Source organism: Amycolatopsis sp. NPDC051061, assembly GCF_040682935.1.
In the GTDB taxonomy this organism is placed as follows: Bacteria; Actinomycetota; Actinomycetes; order Mycobacteriales; family Pseudonocardiaceae; genus Amycolatopsis.
Genome location: NZ_JBFBBZ010000006.1, coordinates 166,369 through 186,105 on the forward strand (window position 1 = coordinate 166,369; position 19,737 = coordinate 186,105).

General features: G+C 70.7%; 25 protein-coding genes. 16 read left to right on the top strand and 9 right to left on the bottom strand.

The genetic code is table 11. From position 1 onward, the window contains the following. The first annotated feature begins 83 nt into the window (after nt 1-83). A complete protein-coding gene (locus tag AB0N03_RS10565; RefSeq protein WP_364368525.1) occupies nt 84-1,508 on the top strand; it encodes a short-chain fatty acyl-CoA regulator family protein in 1,425 nt (474 codons plus the stop codon). A gap of 8 nt (nt 1,509-1,516) precedes the next feature. Here the strand turns inward: AB0N03_RS10565 and AB0N03_RS10570 are convergent, their stop codons facing one another. Next, nucleotides 1,517-2,500 carry a hypothetical protein gene (locus tag AB0N03_RS10570; protein ID WP_364368528.1) on the bottom strand — a complete coding sequence of 328 codons (984 nt, stop codon included), beginning with the start codon at nt 2,498-2,500 and terminating at the stop codon, nt 1,517-1,519. Continuing rightward, a complete protein-coding gene (locus tag AB0N03_RS10575) occupies nt 2,497-2,988 on the bottom strand; it encodes a SigE family RNA polymerase sigma factor (RefSeq protein WP_364368531.1) in 492 nt (163 codons plus the stop codon). Before AB0N03_RS10575 ends, AB0N03_RS10570 begins: the two co-directional genes overlap by 4 nt. A gap of 88 nt (nt 2,989-3,076) precedes the next feature. Between AB0N03_RS10575 and ilvA the strand changes: the two genes are divergently transcribed. Together ilvA and AB0N03_RS10585 are read left to right on the top strand one after the other, a co-directional pair. Continuing rightward, entirely contained in the window at nt 3,077-4,333 is a 1,257-nt protein-coding gene (gene ilvA / locus AB0N03_RS10580) for a threonine ammonia-lyase IlvA (protein ID WP_364368534.1), read from the top strand. A 20-nt stretch (nt 4,334-4,353) separates the two neighbouring features. Then, nucleotides 4,354-4,920, top strand: coding sequence for an NADAR family protein (locus tag AB0N03_RS10585; protein ID WP_364368537.1), 567 nt, complete (start codon nt 4,354-4,356; stop codon nt 4,918-4,920). A 1-nt stretch (nt 4,921) separates the two neighbouring features. Here the strand turns inward: AB0N03_RS10585 and AB0N03_RS10590 are convergent, their stop codons facing one another. Then, nucleotides 4,922-6,322 carry an alpha/beta fold hydrolase gene (locus AB0N03_RS10590; protein ID WP_364368539.1) on the bottom strand — a complete coding sequence of 467 codons (1,401 nt, stop codon included), beginning with the start codon at nt 6,320-6,322 and terminating at the stop codon, nt 4,922-4,924. A 248-nt stretch (nt 6,323-6,570) separates the two neighbouring features. Further along, complete coding sequence (locus AB0N03_RS10595) at nt 6,571-7,302, bottom strand: FCD domain-containing protein (protein WP_364368542.1); 732 nt, start codon at nt 7,300-7,302, stop codon at nt 6,571-6,573. 75 nt (nt 7,303-7,377) lie between these two features. On the opposite strand from AB0N03_RS10595, the gene AB0N03_RS10600 reads away from it, so the two are divergent. Then, a complete protein-coding gene (locus tag AB0N03_RS10600) occupies nt 7,378-8,253 on the top strand; it encodes a carbon-nitrogen hydrolase family protein (RefSeq protein ID WP_364368545.1) in 876 nt (291 codons plus the stop codon). After that, complete coding sequence (locus AB0N03_RS10605) at nt 8,250-9,575, top strand: APC family permease (RefSeq protein WP_364368547.1); 1,326 nt, start codon at nt 8,250-8,252, stop codon at nt 9,573-9,575. The genes AB0N03_RS10600 and AB0N03_RS10605 overlap by 4 nt, the downstream gene beginning before the upstream one ends. Nucleotide 9,576: 1 nt before the next feature. Here the strand turns inward: AB0N03_RS10605 and AB0N03_RS10610 are convergent, their stop codons facing one another. Together AB0N03_RS10610 and AB0N03_RS10615 are read right to left on the bottom strand one after the other, a co-directional pair. Next, a complete protein-coding gene (locus AB0N03_RS10610) occupies nt 9,577-9,954 on the bottom strand; it encodes a hypothetical protein (protein ID WP_364368550.1) in 378 nt (125 codons plus the stop codon). A gap of 44 nt (nt 9,955-9,998) precedes the next feature. Beyond that, the gene (locus tag AB0N03_RS10615) at nt 9,999-10,751 is read right to left on the bottom strand and encodes an acyltransferase (protein WP_364368553.1); all 753 of its coding nucleotides are present in this window, start codon (nt 10,749-10,751) and stop codon (nt 9,999-10,001) included. 52 nt (nt 10,752-10,803) lie between these two features. On the opposite strand from AB0N03_RS10615, the gene AB0N03_RS10620 reads away from it, so the two are divergent. The 6 genes from AB0N03_RS10620 (at nt 10,804) to AB0N03_RS10645 (ending at nt 15,630) form a co-directional block, all read left to right on the top strand. Further along, nucleotides 10,804-11,766 carry a nucleoside hydrolase gene (locus tag AB0N03_RS10620; RefSeq protein ID WP_364368555.1) on the top strand — a complete coding sequence of 321 codons (963 nt, stop codon included), beginning with the start codon at nt 10,804-10,806 and terminating at the stop codon, nt 11,764-11,766. A gap of 23 nt (nt 11,767-11,789) precedes the next feature. Beyond that, nucleotides 11,790-12,926, top strand: coding sequence for a C40 family peptidase (locus AB0N03_RS10625; RefSeq protein ID WP_364368972.1), 1,137 nt, complete (start codon nt 11,790-11,792; stop codon nt 12,924-12,926). A 100-nt stretch (nt 12,927-13,026) separates the two neighbouring features. After that, nucleotides 13,027-13,434 (top strand): YciI family protein, encoded by a 408-nt coding sequence (locus tag AB0N03_RS10630; protein ID WP_364368558.1) that lies wholly within the window; start codon nt 13,027-13,029, stop codon nt 13,432-13,434. Between the two features lie 86 nt (nt 13,435-13,520). Beyond that, nucleotides 13,521-14,018, top strand: coding sequence for a pyridoxamine 5'-phosphate oxidase family protein (locus tag AB0N03_RS10635; protein ID WP_364368975.1), 498 nt, complete (start codon nt 13,521-13,523; stop codon nt 14,016-14,018). Nucleotides 14,019-14,031: 13 nt separating this feature from the next. After that, nucleotides 14,032-14,481: a VOC family protein gene (locus tag AB0N03_RS10640; RefSeq protein ID WP_364368561.1), complete on the top strand. Its 450-nt coding sequence runs from the start codon at nt 14,032-14,034 to the stop codon at nt 14,479-14,481. A gap of 3 nt (nt 14,482-14,484) precedes the next feature. Beyond that, nucleotides 14,485-15,630, top strand: coding sequence for a DUF6596 domain-containing protein (locus tag AB0N03_RS10645; protein ID WP_364368564.1), 1,146 nt, complete (start codon nt 14,485-14,487; stop codon nt 15,628-15,630). 18 nt (nt 15,631-15,648) lie between these two features. On the opposite strand, the gene AB0N03_RS10650 is transcribed toward AB0N03_RS10645, so the two are convergent. Next, nucleotides 15,649-16,470, bottom strand: coding sequence for a hydrolase (locus tag AB0N03_RS10650; RefSeq protein ID WP_364368566.1), 822 nt, complete (start codon nt 16,468-16,470; stop codon nt 15,649-15,651). A 69-nt stretch (nt 16,471-16,539) separates the two neighbouring features. Here AB0N03_RS10650 and AB0N03_RS10655 point away from each other — a divergent pair, with 69 nt between their 5' ends. Beyond that, nucleotides 16,540-17,076, top strand: a complete 537-nt coding sequence (locus tag AB0N03_RS10655; RefSeq protein ID WP_364368569.1) for a hypothetical protein — start codon at nt 16,540-16,542, stop codon at nt 17,074-17,076. A 7-nt stretch (nt 17,077-17,083) separates the two neighbouring features. Here the strand turns inward: AB0N03_RS10655 and AB0N03_RS10660 are convergent, their stop codons facing one another. Beyond that, entirely contained in the window at nt 17,084-17,452 is a 369-nt protein-coding gene (locus AB0N03_RS10660; protein WP_364368572.1) for a VOC family protein, read from the bottom strand. 82 nt (nt 17,453-17,534) lie between these two features. On the opposite strand from AB0N03_RS10660, the gene AB0N03_RS10665 reads away from it, so the two are divergent. Next, nucleotides 17,535-18,167: a winged helix-turn-helix transcriptional regulator gene (locus AB0N03_RS10665; RefSeq protein WP_364368575.1), complete on the top strand. Its 633-nt coding sequence runs from the start codon at nt 17,535-17,537 to the stop codon at nt 18,165-18,167. On the opposite strand, the gene AB0N03_RS10670 is transcribed toward AB0N03_RS10665, so the two are convergent. Then, nucleotides 18,157-18,591, bottom strand: coding sequence for a hypothetical protein (locus AB0N03_RS10670; protein ID WP_364368978.1), 435 nt, complete (start codon nt 18,589-18,591; stop codon nt 18,157-18,159). The genes AB0N03_RS10665 and AB0N03_RS10670 overlap by 11 nt on opposite strands. Before the next feature lie 59 nt (nt 18,592-18,650). Between AB0N03_RS10670 and AB0N03_RS10675 the strand changes: the two genes are divergently transcribed. From AB0N03_RS10675 to AB0N03_RS10685, 3 genes are all read left to right on the top strand, one after another. After that, nucleotides 18,651-18,932, top strand: coding sequence for a hypothetical protein (locus AB0N03_RS10675; RefSeq protein WP_364368578.1), 282 nt, complete (start codon nt 18,651-18,653; stop codon nt 18,930-18,932). A 51-nt stretch (nt 18,933-18,983) separates the two neighbouring features. Then, entirely contained in the window at nt 18,984-19,211 is a 228-nt protein-coding gene (locus AB0N03_RS10680) for a hypothetical protein (protein ID WP_364368581.1), read from the top strand. A 120-nt stretch (nt 19,212-19,331) separates the two neighbouring features. Further along, nucleotides 19,332-19,727 carry an MmcQ/YjbR family DNA-binding protein gene (locus tag AB0N03_RS10685; RefSeq protein WP_364368584.1) on the top strand — a complete coding sequence of 132 codons (396 nt, stop codon included), beginning with the start codon at nt 19,332-19,334 and terminating at the stop codon, nt 19,725-19,727. Nucleotides 19,728-19,737: the final 10 nt, after the last annotated feature.

Sequence of the window (19,737 nt, forward strand, 5' to 3'; positions counted from 1 at the left end):
TTTCGCAACACACCGAAAATCCGCGTTCTTGACCGTTCACGTAACCGTTCAGGACCGGAAACCTTCCGGAGAGAGGGGCTCGAATGGAGAAGACTTTCGCCGGAGCGAGGTTGCGCCATTTGCGCGAAAGCCGGTCGATGAGCCAGGCCGACCTCGCTCGTGTGCTGGAGATCTCACCCAGCTACCTCAACCAGATCGAGCACAACTCGCGTCCGCTGACGGTCCCGGTCCTGCTGCGGATCACGCAGGCGTTCGGGGTGGACACCGAGTTCTTCGCGAACAACGACACGTCCCGGCTGGTCGCCGACGTCAAGGAAGCCCTGCTCGACGAGGTCCTCGGCGTCGACGTCACCACCAGCGAACTCAACGAGCTGGCCACGAACCTGCCGGCGCTCGCGCAGGCGCTGGTCAAGCTGCACCGCAGCTACCGCAACGCCGTCGAGAGCACCGCCGCGCTGACCACGGAAAACGGCCTGGGCCTGCACGGCAGCGCGGCGGCCCCCCTACCGCACGAGGAGGTCCGCGACTTCTTCTACGAGCGCGAGAACTATGTCGCCGAACTGGACGAACGCGCCGAGAAGATGGCGGCCGACATCCCGCTGCAGCGCGGCCAGGTGCTCGGCGCGCTGAAGGAACGGCTCTGGCAGCGCTACGGCGTCGAAGTGACCAACGACGGGATCGACGAATCCGCCGGTCAGCAGCACCGCTACGAGCCGGTGACGCGGGTGCTGCGGCTGGCGCCCAGCCTGCGGGTCGGGCAGCAGGCGTTTCGCATGGCTTCGCAGATCGCGCTGCTCGAGTACGACGACCTGATCACGGAGCTGGCCGACTCGTGGGCGTTCTCCGGGCCGGCCGCGCGCTCGCTGGCGCGCGTGGGCCTGGCCAACTACTTCGCGGGGGCGCTGATCCTCCCCTATGGACCGTTCCTGGCCACGGCCGAACGGTTCCGCTACGACATCGAGCGGCTGTGCGACCACTACGGCGTCGGCTTCGAGACCGTGTGCCACCGGCTGTCCACTTTGCAGCGTCCGAGGCAGCGCGGGGTGCCGTTCTCGTTCGTGCGGGTGGACCGGGCGGGGAACATGTCGAAGCGCCAGTCCGCGGCGGGGTTCCACTTCTCCCGGGTGGGTGGCGCCTGTCCCCTGTGGAACATCTACGAGGCGTTCACCCAGCCGGGGAAGATCCTCACCCAGATCGCGACCCTGCCCGACGGGAAGAGTTACTTCTGGGTCGCGCGCACGGTGTCGCGCAACATCGGCGGGTACGGCAGTCCGGGGAAGACGTTCACGGTCGGTCTGGGCTGCGAACTTCGTCACGCGGGCCGGCTCGTCTATTCGACTGGTCTTGATCTCGACGAGCCGGCCGCGGCGACGCCGATCGGGATGGGCTGCAAAGTCTGCGAACGGCCGGCCTGCTCGCAGCGTGCGTTCCCGACCATCGGGAAGCAGCTCACGGTGGACGAGAACACCAGCACCTTCGTCCCCTACCCGGCGGTGCCGAAGAGCTGATCATCCCATCATCCAATGACGTGCGTGGTCCACTTCGACTCGTCGGGGCCGATCAGCGTGATGCGGTCGAGCAGGGTCCGGCTGTCGATGCCCGCGGCCTCCGGGTGGTCGATCGCGACGCACGCCTTCAGCCCGTTCTTCGTCGCGCAGACCGGCTTGCCGAGACCATCCGCCTGGCCGCCGGGCAGGGAGACCGTGATCGTCGCCAGCGCGCCGTTCGACGAGTACTGCAGCACCGCCCGCCACGGGACGCCGTCGGTGTCGGGACGGCGCCACAAGCCGACGTCGGCGACCCGGAAGGACTCCGGCAGACCGGTGACGTGCAGCGGCAAGGGCACCGCACGATTCGCGAACGTCACCTCGCCGGCGACGCGCAGCAAGACCTGCTGCAGGTCGGGCAGGGCGAGGTAGTACGCGTTCAGCTCGGCCCAGCGGCCGTCCGAGGTCGGCCAGCGCAGGTAACTGTTGCCCTGGTTGAGCGGATCCCCGGCGTCGGCCGTGACCCAGTATCCGTCGCGGTCGCCGACCCGGACCGGGACGCGCACCGCCCGCCCGCCCATGTCGTGCCTGCGGTCCAACGGCGGTTCCTGGTCGTACACCGCGAGCCAGATCATCGGCGCCAGCTCCCCACGGCCGATGGCCAGCGCGTAGTCGCCGTGGCCGCCGACGCCGTACTCGATGCCCTTGATCGGCTCCGGCAGCCAGCCGAAGCTCGCCTTCGCCACCAGCGGGTTGTCAGTGGGCGCCGGTGCGACGGGCGCGGGCTTGGGCAGGACGGCCGCCGGCGCGGGTGGTGGCGTGGGCCTGAACACGGACACGGCCGTCAGGCCCGCGGCCGTCACCACCGCGGCGCAGCCGACGACCAGCGCCGTGGTCCGCGCGCGACGACGACGTCCGCCGGCGCGGCGCGCGCGGTCGACGTCGATCCGGAGCGGTGGCGCGGGCGTGTCGGCCAGGTCCTTCAGCATCGTGGCCAGCTCGGAGTCGGTCATGCTCGTCCCTCCCGGATCGGCTCGCGCAGCAGCTCGCGGAGCGTGTCCACGGCCTTCGCGGTCTGGCTCTTGACGGTCCCTTCGGAGCACCCGAGGGCACGCGCGGTTTCGGCCACCGGCAGGTCGCCGAAGTAGCGCAGGACGACGGTCGCCCTCTGGCGCGCGGGCAGCCGGTCCAGCGCGGCCCGCAGGTCCAGCGCCGAGTCGAGGTCCGGGCCCGGCCCCGGTGGCGGGTCGTGGTCGGCGCCGCGCAGGTCCACCCGCTTCCACCACGACGTCCGCTGCTCGGCGAGGTAGGCGTTGACCAGCGTGCGGCGCGCGTAGCCGTCGAGGTTGTCCGCCCGGGCGGCGCGCGGCCAGTTCGCGTAGAGCCGGGTGATCGCCGTCTGCACCAGGTCGTCGGCCCGGTGCCAGTCCCCGCAAAGGAGGTACGCGACCTTGCGCAGCCAGCCGGCCCGTGCCGTCACGTACTCGGTGAAGTCGTCCACCGGCGCCCCCTGTCCTGTTCGTCACCCCTTTGATGCGGCCGGAGGGCCGGGCGGTTGCCCGGGACGTGCGAGTCGTAGATTCATCGAGGTGCACGACATCGACACGGTGACCGCGGCGACCATCGAGAAGGCCGCCGAGCGGCTGGCCGGGGTGGTGACCCGCACGCCGCTGGAGCCGAGCGCGCGACTGTCGTCCCGGGTCGACGCCCAGGTCTGGGTGAAGCGCGAAGACCTGCAGACCGTCCGGTCGTACAAGATCCGCGGCGCCTACAACTTCATCGTCCAGCTGGACGACTCCACGCGCTCACTCGGCGTCGTCTGCGCCAGCGCGGGCAACCACGCCCAGGGCGTCGCGTACGCGTGTCGCCGGCTGGGTGCGAACGGCCGCGTGTACGTCCCGGGCACCACGCCGCGGCAGAAGCGCGAACGCATCGCGACGCTCGGCGGCGCGCACATCGAGGTCATCGTCGTCGGCGAAACGTACGAAGACGCCTTCGCGGCGGCCAACGAAGACGCCCGGCGCACCGGCGCGACGCTCGTGCCGGCGTTCGACGACGTCCGCACGGTCGCCGGCCAGGGCACAGTCGCTTTGGAGGTCATCGAGCAGCTCGGCTTCGTGCCGGACGTCGTAATCGTCCCGGTCGGCGGCGGCGGACTGCTCGCCGGCGTCGGCAGCTGGCTGCGGGAGCGGCACCCGGACGTCCGGATCGTCGGCGTCGAACCCGCGGGCGCGGCGTGCATGGCCGCAGCGCTGGACGCCGGGCAGCCGGTGCGGCTGCCCTCGCTCGACTCGTTCGTCGACGGCGCTGCCGTGCGCGTCGCCGGCGACGTCACCTACCCGTTGATCCGCGAGAGCGGCGCCGAGCTGACCGCCGTCGCCGAGGGCGCGGTGTGCACCGAGATGCTGGCGATGTACCAGTCCGACGGCATCATCGCCGAGCCCGCAGGCGCGCTGGCCGCCGCCTCGCTCGGCACGGTGGTCCAGGTGGAGCCGGGGCAAACCGTCGTGGTCGTGGTCTCCGGCGGCAACAACGACGTCAGCCGCTACAGCGAGATCCTCGAACGCTCGCTGATGCACGAAGGGCTGAAGCACTACTTCCTCGTCGGGTTCCCGCAGGAGCCGGGCGCGCTGCGGCGGTTCCTCGAACAGGTGCTCGGGCCCGAGGACGACATCACCCGCTTCGAGTACGTCAAGCGCACCAACCGCGAGATGGGCCCGGCGATGGTCGGCGTGGAAATCGCCCGGTCATCCGACCTTCCGGGTCTGCTGGCGCGGATGGACGCGAGCCCGCTCCAGGTGGAGCGGATCGAGCCGGGCAGCCCCCTGTTCCACTTCCTGCTCTGAGCGCGTGGTCCACTAAGCGGATGGTGAAGGTCGACGGGATCCGCAGTGTCGAGGCGTTGCGCGAAAAGGTCCACGAGGGTGCGGAGCCCGAATACCTGCTGTTCTACGGGCACACGCCCACGAAATCCGGGCGGGTGACGGCGAGCTGCCTGAGCCAGTGGTGGGTCGACCCGTTCGAGGCCGACGGCGTCATCTACCCGACCGCCGAGCACTACATGATGGCCGGCAAGGCCGAGCTCTTCGGCGACCACGAGAAGGCCGCGCTGATCCGGGAGACGGCCGACGCGAAGACGGCGAAGGTGCTCGGCCGCGAGGTCGCCGGGTTCGACGCCGCGACCTGGGAGCGGCACCGGTTCGACATCGTCGTCGACGGCAACCTGGCCAAGTTCCGGGCCCACCGCGACCTGCGCCGGTTCCTGCTCGGGACCGGCGAGGCGGTGCTCGTCGAGGCGTCCAAGAAGGACCTCGTCTGGGGCAGCGGCCTCGCGCGCGAGGAGAAGAATGCGACCAAGCCGGATTACTGGCGCGGGCTGAACCTGCTCGGCTTCGCGCTGATGGAGGTTCGCGAGCAGCTGCGGGCCCACTGAATCACGGCTTGGGGGTCGGTGCGCCGGGGCACGGCTTCGACGTCGTCTGACCCGTGTCGAAAAAAGTGACGGCGGCGTCGGCGCACGGCAGCGAGGACAGCGAGCCGTGGACGTCGTCCTCGACGGTCATGAGCGCGCCGCCGATCCTCTGCTGCATCCGGAGGGCCCAGCCGATGGGCGTGACCGGCTCGTAGGCGTGGCCGACGAGCTGCAACGGACTTTCGCCGTTCGCGAACGACCACGGCCGCGCGTCCAGCGGCCAGCCGACGCAGAGCTGTTCGTAGAGGCCGTAGCCGCCCGCGACCGGGAGTCGCTTCATCCGGTCGAGGCGGTGCTGCCAGACGGTGTCGAAGTCGCGAGGGCTCGGCGACTCGTTGCAGAGCAGGGCCGTCTGCTGGAAGTGGTTGAACGCTTGCGGCTCGCCGTTCCAGCCGAAGCCCGGGGTCTTCGCGGACGTCGGCGCGGGGGTCCCGCCGTCGCGGAGGGCCGCGAGTTGCCCGGCCAGGCCGGCCCACTCGCGGCGCGGGTTGGCGAGCATGCCGTTGACGGTCGCGCCGAACTCGGCCCGCAGATCGAGGAGGGCTTTCCCGACCACGGGCTCGGTGGTCCCGAAGTGGTAGACGGCGTCGTAGCGGGCGATCCAGGACGCGAATTCGTGGAAGGTGTTCTCACCGGCGGTCGCCTGGCCGTCGTCCATTTCGGTGACATTCAGATCCGGCGGCATGACGGAGTCGAGCAGCATCTTGTCGACGTGGTCGTCGAAGAGCGACCGGTATTGCGCGCCGAGCGCGGTGCCCCAGGAGACGCCGTAGTAGCCGATCTTGTCCTCGCCGAGGGCCTGCCGGATCCGGTCCAGGTCGCGGGCGATGGTCGGCGTGGTCAGGTTGCGGACGAAGGCTGGGTGCGCGGCGACGCACTCGCGGTTCGCGGCGGCCGCGCGCTCCACGGCTTCGCGGGTCTTCTCCTTGTCGGGGACGCCGGGGTCCGGTTCCGGGAAGTCGACCGCGCACGGCAGGTCGGCGCTGTAGCCGACACCCCGTGGGTCGAAGCCGATGAGGTCGTGGTGGACGCCGATGCCACCGGCCCGGCTGCCGGCGATGCTGCGCGGCATGGTCATGCCGGACTGACCGGGACCACCGGGATTGAGCAGGACGGCGCCGGTTTTCGTGCCGGTCGCCTTGATCCGGCTGACGGCGATGTCGATTTTCGGACCATCCGGATCGGCGTAGTCGAGGGGTACCGGGACGAGGGCGCATTCGCTGCGCTTGTCGTCGGAGTCCCAGCCTTTCGCGACGGCGGAGCAGAGCTGCCAGGAGAGGCCATCCGCGGCGGCGACCGCGGGCACAGCGGGAACGAGCGCCACGGCGGCGAGCAGCGGGACGGCGAACCGGGTGATCGACATGGGCTCAGGCTGCCGGGAGGGCGTTCGCGAGAAATCGGCCGATCAGCCGATGATCACCGCCGAACGGCCGGGACCGTGCCACCAGTCGCCTTCCGGACCAAAGGCAGGCCTCGCCCGGCTTCGGGCGGCGGCTGTCGTCGAATATCGACCAATGCCGGGCCGGGTCGTGCTGGCGGCGACAGCGGTCGTCGGGTCTCGACCATCGCCGGACCGGGTCCTGCTGGCCGCAGCGGCCGACCAAGCCGTCGTCAGTTTTCGGCCGACGACGGGTCCCCTCCGGACAGGCCGACGAACATGGTCCGGTGCAGACCGCGCACGTGCTTCCTCGTCACCCGGGCGGCCGCGTCCGGGTCGCCCGCTGCCAGCGCCTTCACCAGTCGTGCGTGGTCGCGGTTCGACTCGCGCAGCTTCGTCATCGGGTACGGCAGGTAGAACCGGTACAGCTCGGCCAGCACCGTCTCGTACTGCGCCACCGCCGCGGCCGGGGCGGGAGCCGCCACCGTTCGGTGGAACTCCGCGTCCAGCTCGTGGAACTCCGCCCAGCCCGCCGCCGTGTCCATGCGGGCGACCAACGTCCGCAAGCGCGGTAGGTCCGGCGACCGCTTCGCCACCAGTTGGGCCAGACCCGTCTCCAGGACCAGGCGGTGGTCGATCAGGTCACGGACCTCGGCCGCCGATTCGCGGTACGCGCCGACCTCGCCAACCTTCTCCGCCGGTGGATTTTCGGCCACGAGCGTTCCGCCGCCTCGGCCGCGGCGGCGCTCGATCAGGCCGTCGCCGACCAACGACTCCAGGGCTCGGCGGACCGTGATCTCCGCGACGCCGAGGGCTCGCGCGATCTCGGCGTTCGCCGGCAGTCGCTCCCCCGGATTAAGCAGGCCGAGCTCGACCGCGAGCGCGATGCGAGCGCGGACGGTGTCCAGCGCGGACAGCCTCCGGATGCCGGTCAATGCCGGCGCGCTCAGGTCTGCCGTCGCCATGAATCGACCGTACCGCACAAACTGCTCATCTTGAGCAGTCTTGTTTAAGTGTTCAAGATGGACTATTTTTCGTCCATGCCGCGACCACTGCCGATCGCCCTCGTGCAAGCGCCGCCCCGGCCCGTCGGAGACGGCGGGTTCGCGGGCGAGGTCGAAGCGGTCCTTGGCCGGTTTCCGGACACGCGCCTGGCCGCCTTCCCCGAGCTGCACCTCTGCGGCGTCGACGGCGAAGGCGACGAACGGACCGAGCAGCTCCGGGCCGCCGCTCGGCCCTTGACCGGAAAACGGACCACGGAACTCGCCGAACTCGCCGGCGACCTGGGGATTTGGCTCGCGCCCGGCACCGTTTGCGAAGAAGGCGACCACGGCGAGCTGTTCAACACCGCCCTGGTCTTTTCGCCGCAAGGCGAGCTGGCCGGCTGGTACCGGAAGGTCTTCCCCTGGCGGCCGCACGAGCCGTACGACCCCGGCGATCGGTTCGTCGTCGCCGATCTGGCCGACGCCGGCCGCGTCGGCTTCTCCATCTGCTACGACGCCTGGTTCCCCGAAGTGACCCGGCACCTCGCCTGGATGGGGGCCGAGATCGTGCTCAACCCCGTCCAGACCACGACTCCCGACCGCGCCCAAGAGCTCGTCCTGGCCCGGGCGAACGCCATCGTCAACCAGGTCTTCGTCGCCAGCGTGAACACGGCCGGGCCGTTCGGGATGGGCGACAGCCTGCTCGTCGGGCCCGAGGGTGACGTGCTCGGCGCGTTGCCCGGCCGGACAGAAGGCGTCCTCGCCCACACGATCGACCTCGACGAGGTGGCGCGCGTTCGCCGTGACGGCACCGCGGGCACCAACCGCATGTGGGCGCAGTTCACCCCCGCCGACGCGCCCCTGGACCTGCCGCTCTACCAGGGCCGGATCGACCCGGACCGCTGGCGTCCACGAGAAGGAGACGACCGATGACCTCCACGGCCGCGGCCCCGGCCGCCCTGCAGCGCCGGCTCGGCCTGCCCGGCGTCGTCCTGTTCGGGCTCGCCTACATGGCTCCGCTGATCGTGCTCGGCACGTTCGGCATCGTCGCGACGACGACCGAGGGCACTGTGCCTTCGGCGTACCTGCTCGCCTTGGTCGCGATGCTGTTCACAGCGGCGAGCTACGGGAAGATGGCCGCCACCCACCCCGTCGCGGGCTCCGCCTACACCTATGTCCGGAAAGCGGTCGACGCTCGCGCCGGGTTCCTCGTCGGCTGGGCCGTGCTGCTCGACTACTTCTTCCTGCCGATGGTCATCTGGCTGATCGGCGGCGCCTATCTGTCGGCCGAGTTCCCATCCGTGCCCAATTGGATCTGGTTGATCACTTTTATCCTGCTGACGACCATCCTCAACGTGCTCGGCATCAAGATCGCCGAGAAGGCGAACTTCGTCCTCATGGCGTTCCAGCTGCTGGTGATCGGCTTCTTCGTCGTTCTTTCGGTCAAGCAGGTGCTGCACGTCGGCGGCTCGCTGGCGAGCACGCAGCCGCTCTTCCACCCGGGCAGCACGCTGGGCACGATCTCCGGCGGCGCCGCGCTCGCGACGTACTCCTTCCTCGGCTTCGACGCCGTGACGACGTTGACCGAGGAGACGACCGAGCCGCGCAAGACGATCCCCCGTGCCATCCTGTTCACCGCCTTGATCGGCGGCGGCATCTTCATCGTGCTCGCCTACTTCACCCAGCTCGCGCACCCGGGCAGCACCTTCACCGACGAGTCGTCGGCCGCGTTCGAAATCGCGACGACGATCGGCGGCAACCTCTTCGCGTCGTTCTTCCTCGCCGGTCTGGTCGTGGCGCAGTTCGCGTCGGGGATCGCCGCGCAGGCGAGCGCGTCGCGGCTGATGTTCGCGATGGGCCGCGACGGCGTGCTGCCGCGGGTCTTCGGCAAGCTCCAGCCGCGGTTCGCGACGCCGATGTTCGGCATCGTCCTGACCGGCCTTGTCGGGCTGGTCGCGCTGACGCTGGACGTCAGCACGTCGACGTCGTTCATCAACTTCGGGGCGTTCACGGCGTTCACGTTCGTCAACGTCAGCGTCCTGGCCACGTGGCTGCGCGACCGGTCCGGGAAACGCGTGCTGACCTGGGTGGTCTTTCCGGTGATCGGTGCCGTGGTCGATTTGTGGCTACTGGTCAACCTGGACGGCATCGCGCTGGTGTTCGGGCTGGTCTGGCTGGCGATCGGCATCGTCGTCCTGGCGGCGATCACCCGCGGCTTCCGGCGGCCGCCGCCGGAGATGACGTTCGAGGAGTAGCTCAGCCGCCCGGGCACTCGTTGCCGCCGCCGCTGTGCTCGACGCAGTGCCGCGGCCCCGGTGGCTCGGGCGGGGCGTGGCGGACGTCGTCGATCCAGTTCATCCCGGCGACCGCGACGGCCAAGACCAGGCAGATCCCGAAGAACCACGTCCACCCACGGCGCCGCCCGAGAGCCGCGACGACGACGCCGATCAGCGGCAGCCCGCCGCCGAGCCAGGCGGCCCAGGTCAAGTAGCCGTCGCCCGCGTGACTACTCGTGCCGAGCACCGGGAAGCTCGCCAGGAAACCCTGCAAGAACAAGAACGGGACGACGAGCAGTAGGCCCACGGCGCACAGCGCCACGACGATCGAGGACCACATGCTCCGGAGTTCCCCCACGCGGCCATTATGTCCGGGCTGAGGACCACCGAACCTGAGTAGTTCTACTGCTCGAGCGTCTTCTGCAGCGCCTTGTTCGCCTTCCGCGCCATGTCGGCGACGGCTTCACGGCGAGCCGCGTCGGCCGCGTAGTCCTCTTCGCGGTTGCGGACCACGCGGGCCGGCGCGCCGACCGCGATCGAGTAGTCCGGGATGTCACCACGGACGACCGCGTGCGCGCCCAGCACCGAGCCGCGGCCGATGCGGGTGCCCTTCAGCACGCTGACCTTCGTGCCGAGCCACGTGTCCGGCCCGATGCGCACCGGCGACTTCACGATGCCCTGGTCCTTGATCGGCACGTGGATGTCGGCGATGACGTGGTCGAAGTCACAGATGTACACCCAGTCGGCGACCAGCGTCGCCGCGCCGAGCTCGATGTCGAGGTAGCAGTTGATGACGTTCTGGCGGCCGAACACGGACTTGTCGCCGATCCGCAGCGAACCCTCGTGGCAGCGGATCGCGTTGCCGTCGCCGATGTGCACCCAGCGGCCGATCTCCAGCCGCCCGTAGCCCGGCCGGCAGTGGATCTCGACGTCCTTCCCGAGGAAGAGCATGCCGCGCAGGATGATGTGCGGGTTCGCGATCCGGAACTTCAGCAGCCGGTAGTACCGGACCAGGTACCAAGGCGTGTACGCGCGGTTGCGCAGCACCCAGCGCAGCGAGTCGGCGGTCAGGAACTTCGCCTGCCGCGGATCGCGCCGCGCGCGCCGCCAGGCCCGCACCCGCGACAACGCGGGCGCACCCCACATCGACGTCATGCCCGTGACCGTAACCTGTGTGCGAGACGGGTTCACAGGCAAGGGGAGCTGGATGGGCACGAAGCTGATCATCGACACCGACCCGGGCGTCGACGACGCGCTGGCGATCGCGCTGGCGGCGCTGTCTCCGGACGTCGAACTGCTGGGCGTGACGTCGGTGTTCGGCAACGTGCCGCTGGACCGCACGACCTCGAACGCGCGCCGGCTGCTGGAGCTGTTCGGCCGCACCGACGTGCCCGTGGCCGCCGGGGCCGCGCGGCCGCTGGTCTATTCGAAGCCGCGCGACGCCAAGGAGGTCCACGGCGGCGACGGTCTGTCGGGCCACTCCTACACGCTGCCGGAGGCGACCCGGCCCCTCGAAGAGCGCGACGCCGTCCGCCTGATGCTCGACATCCTGGAGTCGTCGGAAGATCCGGTGACCATCGCGCCGATCGGGCCGCTGACCAACATCGCCGCGCTTTTCGCGGCGCACCCGGGCGCGGCGGCGAAGATCGCGCGGCTGGTGATCATGGGCGGCGGGGTGACCTTCGGCAACAGCACCACCGCCGCCGAGTTCAACATCTGGAGCGACCCCGAATCGGCCCGCCGGGTGCTGGTCGAGGAGGACGTCCCGATCGTGCTCGTGCCGCTGGACCTGACCCACCGCTGCGCGGTCGACGGCGACTGGCTGGCGAAGCTCGCGGCGTCGGGGCCGATCGGCGCCACCCTCGAAGGCCTCACGTCCACCTACCGGCAGCACTACACGCGTGTGTTCGGCGAAGACCGGATGGTCATGCACGACGCCGTCGCGGTCGCGGAGGCGATCTCGCCGGGAATCCTGCGCACCGAGACCTACCGCGTCGACGTCGACTGCGGGCTGGGCCCGGCGCGCGGGCAGACGCTCGTCGACCGGCGAAGGCTCGGCGAAGAGGATCCGCAGTTCACGCCCGGGCGCCCGATCGAGGTCGCGATGGACACCGACCTCGACGGCCTGCGCGGTTTCGTCCTCGACCGGTTGACCGGAGCCGCGCGGTGAGCGACGAGCCCGAGGTTGTGCCGATCGAAGAGCCCGAGGCCGCGCCGGCGGAGGAGGCCGAACCCCGGCGCCGTAAGGCCGCCGTCGTGGTGGCCGCGGTGGTCGTGGTCGCCGCCGCGCTCGTCGTCGGCGTCCAGTTCGCGCCGAAGCAGCAGGAGACGACGAACGCCGCCGCGACGGTCAGGCAGTCGACGTCCGTCCCGAAAACGACCACGCCCCCGCAGACGTTGGCGCCGCCGAAGGTGCCCGAGGCGAGCGAGTTCGACGCCTGGGCGTCCAAGACCAGTCAGTGGCTCGACGTCCCCTTGCGCGCGATGGTCGGCTACGCGAAGGCGACGACGAAAATCGGCAAGGACGTCCCGGGCTGCCACCTGTCGTGGGTGACGCTGGCCGCGGTCGGAAAAGTGACCACGGACCACGGCCGCGCGCAGGGCAGCCAGCTCGGCACTACCGGCGTGCTGGACAAGCCGCTCGGCACCATCGAGGTGCGGGACTTCTACAACAAGGTCGTCTCGACGGCGAACGCCGCCGGGCCGATGCAGGTCTCCCCCGCGATTTGGGCGAAGTACCAGGCGAGCTACGCGGGCGGGAAGCCCGATGTCCAGAACATCGACGACGCCGCACTGACCACCGGCCGCGCGCTGTGCGACGGCGGCACCGACCTGTCCCAAGGCCAGCCGTGGTGGGACTCGGTCGCGAAGCTGCAGTCGGCGCCGCTGTTGCTGCACCGGACGCTGGCCACGGTCAACGTCTACGGCACGGTCGGCCAGGGCTCGGCGGCGCCGAACCCGGCGGTGCTGAGCGCGGTGAACTTCGCCATCGACAAGATCGGCCTCCCCTACATCTGGGGCGGCAACGGCACCGGCGGCAACGACCCGGGCTTCGACTGCTCCGGCCTGACGACGGCGGCCTACGGGAGCGCCGGCGTCAAGCTGATGCGCACGGCCGACACGCAGTTCCGGAGCGTCTCGCACGTGACCGATCCGCAGCTGGGCGACCTCATCTTCTACGGCGAGCCGGCGACGAAGATCCACCACGTCGGCCTCTACATCGGCAACCAGCAGATGATCGACGCGCCGCAGACCGGCCAGGCCGTGCAGGTGCACTCCTACCGCAAGGACGGCGACGACTACGCCGGAGCCGGCCGCCCGACGGCCTGACTGAAATCTTGGGGGCGGCGATGTCGAGAACGCGCGATCGGCTGCGTCCCCGGGCCGGCCGCGGCCAAAATGGGCCGCACCCGCACCGAGGAGAACGACGATGGCCAAGTACCTGCTGCTGAAGCACTACCGCGGCGCCCCGGCTTCCGGCAACGACGTGCCCATGGACCAGTGGACGCCGGAGGAGATCTCGGCGCACGTGAAGTACATGGAGGACTTCGGGAAACGGCTCGAGGAGACCGGCGAGTTCGTCGAGCACCGGGCGCTCGCCTCCGGGGGAACCTGGGTCCGGTTCGACGGCGAGGGGCGCCCGCCGGTCACCGACGGCCCGTTCGCCGAGACCAAGGACCTCATCGCCGGCTGGACGATCATCGACGTCGACAGCTACGAGCGCGCCCTCGAGCTGGCCGGTGAGCTGTCGGCCGCGCCGGGAGCGGGCGGGAAGCCGGTCGCGGAATGGCTCGAGCTGCGTCCTTTCTTCGGCTCGACTCCCACGATCACGGAGTGACCCAGGTCACGTTCTGGTCGTGTCGAGACGACGCCCGCGACTCCGTCCCCGGCATGAACCACAGCCGATCCGACGAGGAGACCGCCATGCAGCAGACCACCATCGACGAGATCCTGAACCGCCCGTTCAGCCAGGAGCTGCTGGCCCGGGACCTGACCCGGCTGGCCTACACCGCGCTCGACGGCACGCCCCGCTCGATCCCCATCGGGTTCACCTGGAACGGCTCGCAGATCGTCCTGTGCACCGCGAAGAACGCCGCCAAGCTGCCGGCGCTGCGCCGCAACCCGGCGGTCGCCCTGACGATCGACACCGAGGTGCACCCGCCGAAGATCCTGCTGATCCGCGGCACGGTCGAGCTGGACGTCGTCGACGGCATCCCGGACGAGTACCTGCAGTTCAACGGCACCTACGAGATGACACCCGAGCAGCGCGTGGAGTGGGAGAAGGGCGTGCGGTCGCTCTACGACGGCATGGTCCGGATCGTGATCACGCCGACCTGGGCCAAGCTGATCGACTTCGAGACGACGCTGCCCAGCGCCGTCGAAGAGCTCATCCAGCAGCAGAAAGAACGTCAGCACGCCTGAGAAGGAGACCACCATGAGTGACACCCGCGTGCTGGCGCGGCTCGAGCACATCGGCGTCGTGGTCAGCGACCTCCCGGCCGCCAAGGCGTTCTTCGCCGAGCTCGGGCTGGAGCTGGAGGGCGAGATGACGGTCGAGGGCCGCGTCGTCGACCTCATCAACGGGCTCGACGGCGTCCGCTCGGACATCGCGATGATGCGGACCCCGGACGGCCACGGCTGCCTCGAGCTGATCAAGTACCGGACGCCCGAGGGCCCGGCGGGCGACCCGGCCGCGCCGGCGAACACGCCCGGCCTCCGGCACATCCTGTTCGAGGTGGCGGACATCGACGACGTCGTCGGCCGCCTGCGGAGACACGGCGCCGAGCTCGTCGGCGAGGTGGCGCAGTACGAGGACAGCTACCGGCTCTGCTACTTGCGCGGCCCCGCGGGGATCATCGTCGAGCTGGCCGAAAAGGTCGGGTGAAAAGTGGACGAGGTCCTGCTCCGGAGCCTGACGCCGCACGTGCTCGGCATCGTCGTGCGGCGGGGAGCCGACTTCGCGTCGGCCGAGGACGCCGTGCAGGACGCGCTGCTCGAGGCGTTCCGCGTCTGGCCGGACGACCCGCCGCGCGACCCGAAGGGCTGGCTGGTCACGGTCGCCTGGCGCAAGTTCCTCGACGCCGCCCGGTCGGAGTCCGCGCGCCGGCGGCGGGAGGACCTCGTCGACGTCGAGCCGGAGCCCGGCCCGGCGGCCACCGCGGACGACACGCTCCAGCTGTACTTCCTGTGCGCGCACCCGTCGCTGACGCCGTCTTCGGCGGTCGCGCTCACCCTGCGCGCCGTCGGCGGACTGACCACCCGCCAGATCGCGCAGGCCTATTTGGTCCCCGAAGCGACCATGGCGCAGCGCATCAGCCGGGCCAAGCGGACGGTCGGGCAGGCGCGGTTCGACCAGCCCGGTGACGTCGCGACCGTGCTGCGTGTCCTCTACCTGGTCTTCAACGAGGGCTACTCCGGCGACGTCGACCTGGCCGCCGAAGCGATCCGGCTGACCCGGCAGCTCGCGGCCGCGATCGACCACCCCGAGGTCGCGGGGCTGCTGGCGCTCATGCTGCTCCACCACGCCCGGCGCGCCGGGCGGATCGCGGCCGACGGCAGGCTCGTGCCGCTCGCCGAGCAGGACCGCGGCCGGTGGGACACCTCGGCGATCGCCGAGGGCGTCGCGATCCTGCAGAAGGCGCTCGCCCGCGACCGGCTGGGCGAGTTCCAGGCCCAGGCGGCCATCGCGGCCCTGCACGCCGACGCGCCCACCGCCGAGGAGACCGACTGGGTGCAGATCGTCGAGTGGTACGACGAGCTCGCGCAGCTGACCGACAGCCCGGTCGTCCGGCTCAACCGCGCGGTGGCGGTGGGCGAGGCCGACGGACCACGCGCGGGGCTGGCGGCCCTCGCGAAGCTCGACGACACGCTGCCCCGGCACACGGCGGTGGCGGCATACCTCCACGAACGCGACGGCGACCTGGCGACGGCGGCGCGGCTGTACGCCGAAGCGGCCGGAAAAGCGCCCAATCTCGCGGAGCGCGATCATTTGACGCAGCAGGCCGCCCGGCTCAACACGCGCCGACGTGGCTGACGGGGGACGCCGCAGGCATCAGCCGAGGTGGTCGTTCGCGCCGCTGACCCACCCGATGTAGCGCTCGGCCGACCGGCGGACCGCGCCTTTGGCGTCGTCCAGGATCTTGCCGCCCAAGAGACCGTAGAGGCGGTCGAACTCGTACGGCTCGAGCCGATCCGCGATCCGCCGCACCAGGGGCGCCGACAGCGGGATCTTGTTGGGGTAGCTGCGCATGAACGTCACCCAGCCCGCCGCCGCCACCGGCACCATCGTGTCGCCGACCAGCAGGAACCCGCCGGTTTCCGTGGCGACGTGGGCCACCGCGGCGCCCGGGAAGTGCCCGCCCGCCTCGACGAGCGTCACGCCGGGCAGGACCCGCTCGGTGCCGGACCACTCCCGGAGCACCGGGTCTTCGCGCCGCACCCACTGCCGGTCGGCGGCGTGCACCAGCACGGGGACACGGCCGAGCCGGTGGCTCCAGCTGACCTGGGAGCCGTACATGTGCGGGTGGCTGGCCACGATCACCGCCGCGCCGCCGAGTTCCTCGATCCTGGCCGCGAGCGCCGCGTCGAGGTGGTTCGGCGGGTCCCACAGCAGGTTGCCCTCGGCGGTCCGGACCAGGTGCGTCCACTGGCCGATGCCGAACGGCGGTTCGCGGTTGAACCGGTGCAGCCCCGGTTCCAGCTCCTCGTGCACGACTTCGTGGCCGCCGGCCGAGAGCTTGTCGAGCGTCGTCCACACCTGGCCGGCGGCGGGCACCCACTGGCGGTCGTCGGCGCAGATCGCGCAGGTGCCGACCGGGGGCCGGTCGGTGTCGGGGTGCTCGACCCCGCAGGTTCCGCAGATCCAGATCGTCATGACCCCAGTCTTGAAGCTCCAGCACGGTCGAGGTCAAACCCAGCTCGAGGGTCCTGGAACAATCCAGCCATGGACTCGGGGACGACCACGCAGCTGATCACCGTGGGAGCCACGCTCGGCGGCGTTGTGCTCACGATGCTGACCACGACGCTCGTGGAGGGCCGCAAGCTGAAGGCGACCCGGCGCGCCGAGGCCCAGAAGCGTGCGGCCGAGCACGCCAACTGGCTGCGTGACGAACGGGTCAAGGCCTACGCGGGCATGTCGAACGCCGGCGAGGAGGCCTTCCAGCTGATCCGGTCGGAGTTCGTCCAGTTGCCGAAGAACCGCGACGAGATCGAGGCCCGGTGGCGCGAACGGCGCAACGATCTGCGCAAGGCGCACAATCAGGTGGCCTTGTTCGGTACGGAAGAGCCACGCCGGCGCGGCAAGGAACTGTGGAAAACAGCTCGCAACGGCGTGAACGACGTCCTCGCCGAACTGGACTCCGGCGAGACCGCGGTGCAGCGGGCCAGCCTCAACCGCGTGCTGACGGGGATCAGCGAAGCCGGCGACCGGTTCCTCGAGGCTTGCCGCGCCGACGTCCAGGGCACGACGCCGGACGACTGAACGGTCGTCACGCCGGTCCGGCGAGCCCGATCAGGTTGCCTTCGGGGTCGGTGAAGTGGGCGACCACCAGGTCCCGCCCGGGCGCGCGGTAGGGGCCCATCCGGCGCGTTCCGCCGAGGCGTTCGGCCTCGGTCAGCGCCGCCGCGACGTCCGGGACGCCCACGTAGAACACGACGTGACTCTCGTGCGCCGCGCCGCCGCCGACGCCACCCGGGATGCCGTCCGTTTCGACGAAGCCGTAGTTGCCGGCTTCCGACACCTGGTCCGACACCGGTCCCGACGTGTCGAACTCCCAGCCGAACAGCTCGCCGTAGTACCCGCGCAGTCGCGCAGGGTCGGTGCCGATGATCTCGAAGTGCACGACCGGGTTGCCCATGGCAGTTCCTTCCTGTCGACTCCGTGGCCACCGTACGCCGCTCTAGTTGTTAAAAACAACCTCGAAGTTGTAAATTAGAACCATGTCGACGAACCGGAGCTACGCGGACGCCTGCACCATCGCCCGCGCGCTGGACGTCGTCGGGGAACGCTGGGCCCTGCTCGTCGTGCGCGAGCTGCTGTTCGGGCCGCAGCGCTTCTCCGACGTCCGCCGCGCGCTGCCGGGCGCCAGCTCGAACCTGGTCACCGACCGGCTTCGCGAGCTCGAAGGCCACGGCGTCGTGACCCGCCGGAAGCTACCGCCGCCGGCGGGCTCGACTGTCTACGAACTCACCGAGTGGGGCCGGGAGCTGGAGCCGATCGTGCTGGCGCTGGGCACGTGGGGCGGCCGCCTCTCCCTCCCCCCTGAGGCGCACCTCGGCACCACGTCGGTGCTGCTGTTCCTCCGCGGCTTCGCCCGCCCGCGGTCGGCCGCCTGCTACCGCGTCGAACTGGACAGCCGCGTGTGGACGATCCGCACCGAGCCGGGCCGGCTGACGGTCGAGCCGGGCGAGCCTGTCAGCCCGGACGCGACGATCCGGACCGATCCGCCGACGTTGAACGCCCTGCTCGAAGTACCGTCCGACCTGGACGCGGCGATCGGAGAAGGGCGGGTGACCGTGGATGGGGACACGAAGGCCGTCCAGCGGCTGCTGCGCGAGACCCTCAGCGCGTGAGCGCCCCTTCGCGCACCCGCAGCGAAGGCGCCAGAAATACGATCGCGAAAGTGACCACGACCGCCGACGACAACGCCCAGTGCAGTCCGATCCGCGTGGCCAGCGCTCCCACCAGCACCGGCTCCACGAGGAAGCCCAGGTACCCGCACGCGGCGACGGCGGCCACCGCGCGTCCCGGCGCGTCCGCCTGCTTTCGGCTCGCCACGCTCCACGCGATCGGCACGATCCCGGCCACGCCGAGGCCGACCACCGCGAAGCCGGACACCACCGCGAGCGGCCATGGCGCGAAAAGGACCACGGCGAAGCCCAGCACCGCGACCGTGGTCGCCACGCGGACGAAACGCACCGCGCCTGTGCGCGCCACCACGCGGTCGGCGACCAGGCGGACCGCGATCATCGTCCCGGAGAAGGCGAAGTAGCCCAGGGACGCGAGCGCGGGCGTCGCGCCGGTGACGTCCGCGAGGGTACACCGCGCTCCAGCTGTTGACCGCGCCCTCGGCGACGAACCCGCAGAACGCGATCACGCCCAGCGGTGCCAGCGCCCGGCTCGGCCACGCGAACGCCGCGTCGCCCTGGCCGCGGTCGGCTCCGGCCAGGAACAGCGCGCGGCCCCACAGCGCCAGCGCGAGCAGCACCGCGCCCGCGATCGGGAAGTGCACCGAAACCGGGACGTGCAGAGCCTCCATCAGCGCGTCGACGCCGGAGCCCGCGAGGCCGCCGATGTTCCAGAACGCGTGGAAGCCGGCGAAGATCGGGCGGCCGTAGCTCTCCTCGACGCGGGCCGCGTGGGCGTTCATCGCGACGTCGAGCAGGCTGTTGCCCACGCCGAGCACCACGAGCGCGGCGACGAACACCGGCGCGGACCACGCGAACGCCACCAGCGGCAGCCCGCCGCACAGCACGGCCGCGCCGAGCGCGACGGCCGCGCGGCTGCCGATCCGGGTGAGCAGCGCCCCCGCGCCCACCAGCGCGACCACCGACCCCAGAGCGAGGCCGAAGAGCCCCGTCGCCAGGTGGCCGGTGGTCAGCCCCAGGTGTTCCTGAACCGCCGGCACCCGGGCCAGCCAGGTCGCGAACGCCGCACCGCACACGGCGAAGACGACGGAAACTCCCAACCGAGCGCGTTTCAGTCCCCCGGTCACTTTCGCGATTATCCTGATCTCCGTGGCCGGCTGGGACGACGCCGGCCGGATCGCGCGCGGGCTGCCCGAGGTCGTCGAGGACAGCTCCCGCGGGCATCTGGCCTGGCAAATCGGTAAGAAGGGCTTCGCCTGGGTGCGCCCGCTGCGCAAGGGCGACGTCGAGGCGCTCGGCGCGCGGGCGCCCACCGGGCCGGTGCTGTGCGCCTACGTGCCGGACGTCGGCGTCAAGGACGCGCTGATCGCCGACGATCCGGCCGTCTTCTTCACGACCCCGCACTTCCGCGGCTTCCCCGCGATCCTCGTCGAACTCGACCGGATCGACCTGCCCACGCTCGAAGAAGTGCTGGTCGAGGCCTGGTTGTGCCGGGCGCCGAAGCGCCTCGCGAAAATTTGGTCGGAAAATCGGCGAACCATGTAGAGACCTCGGG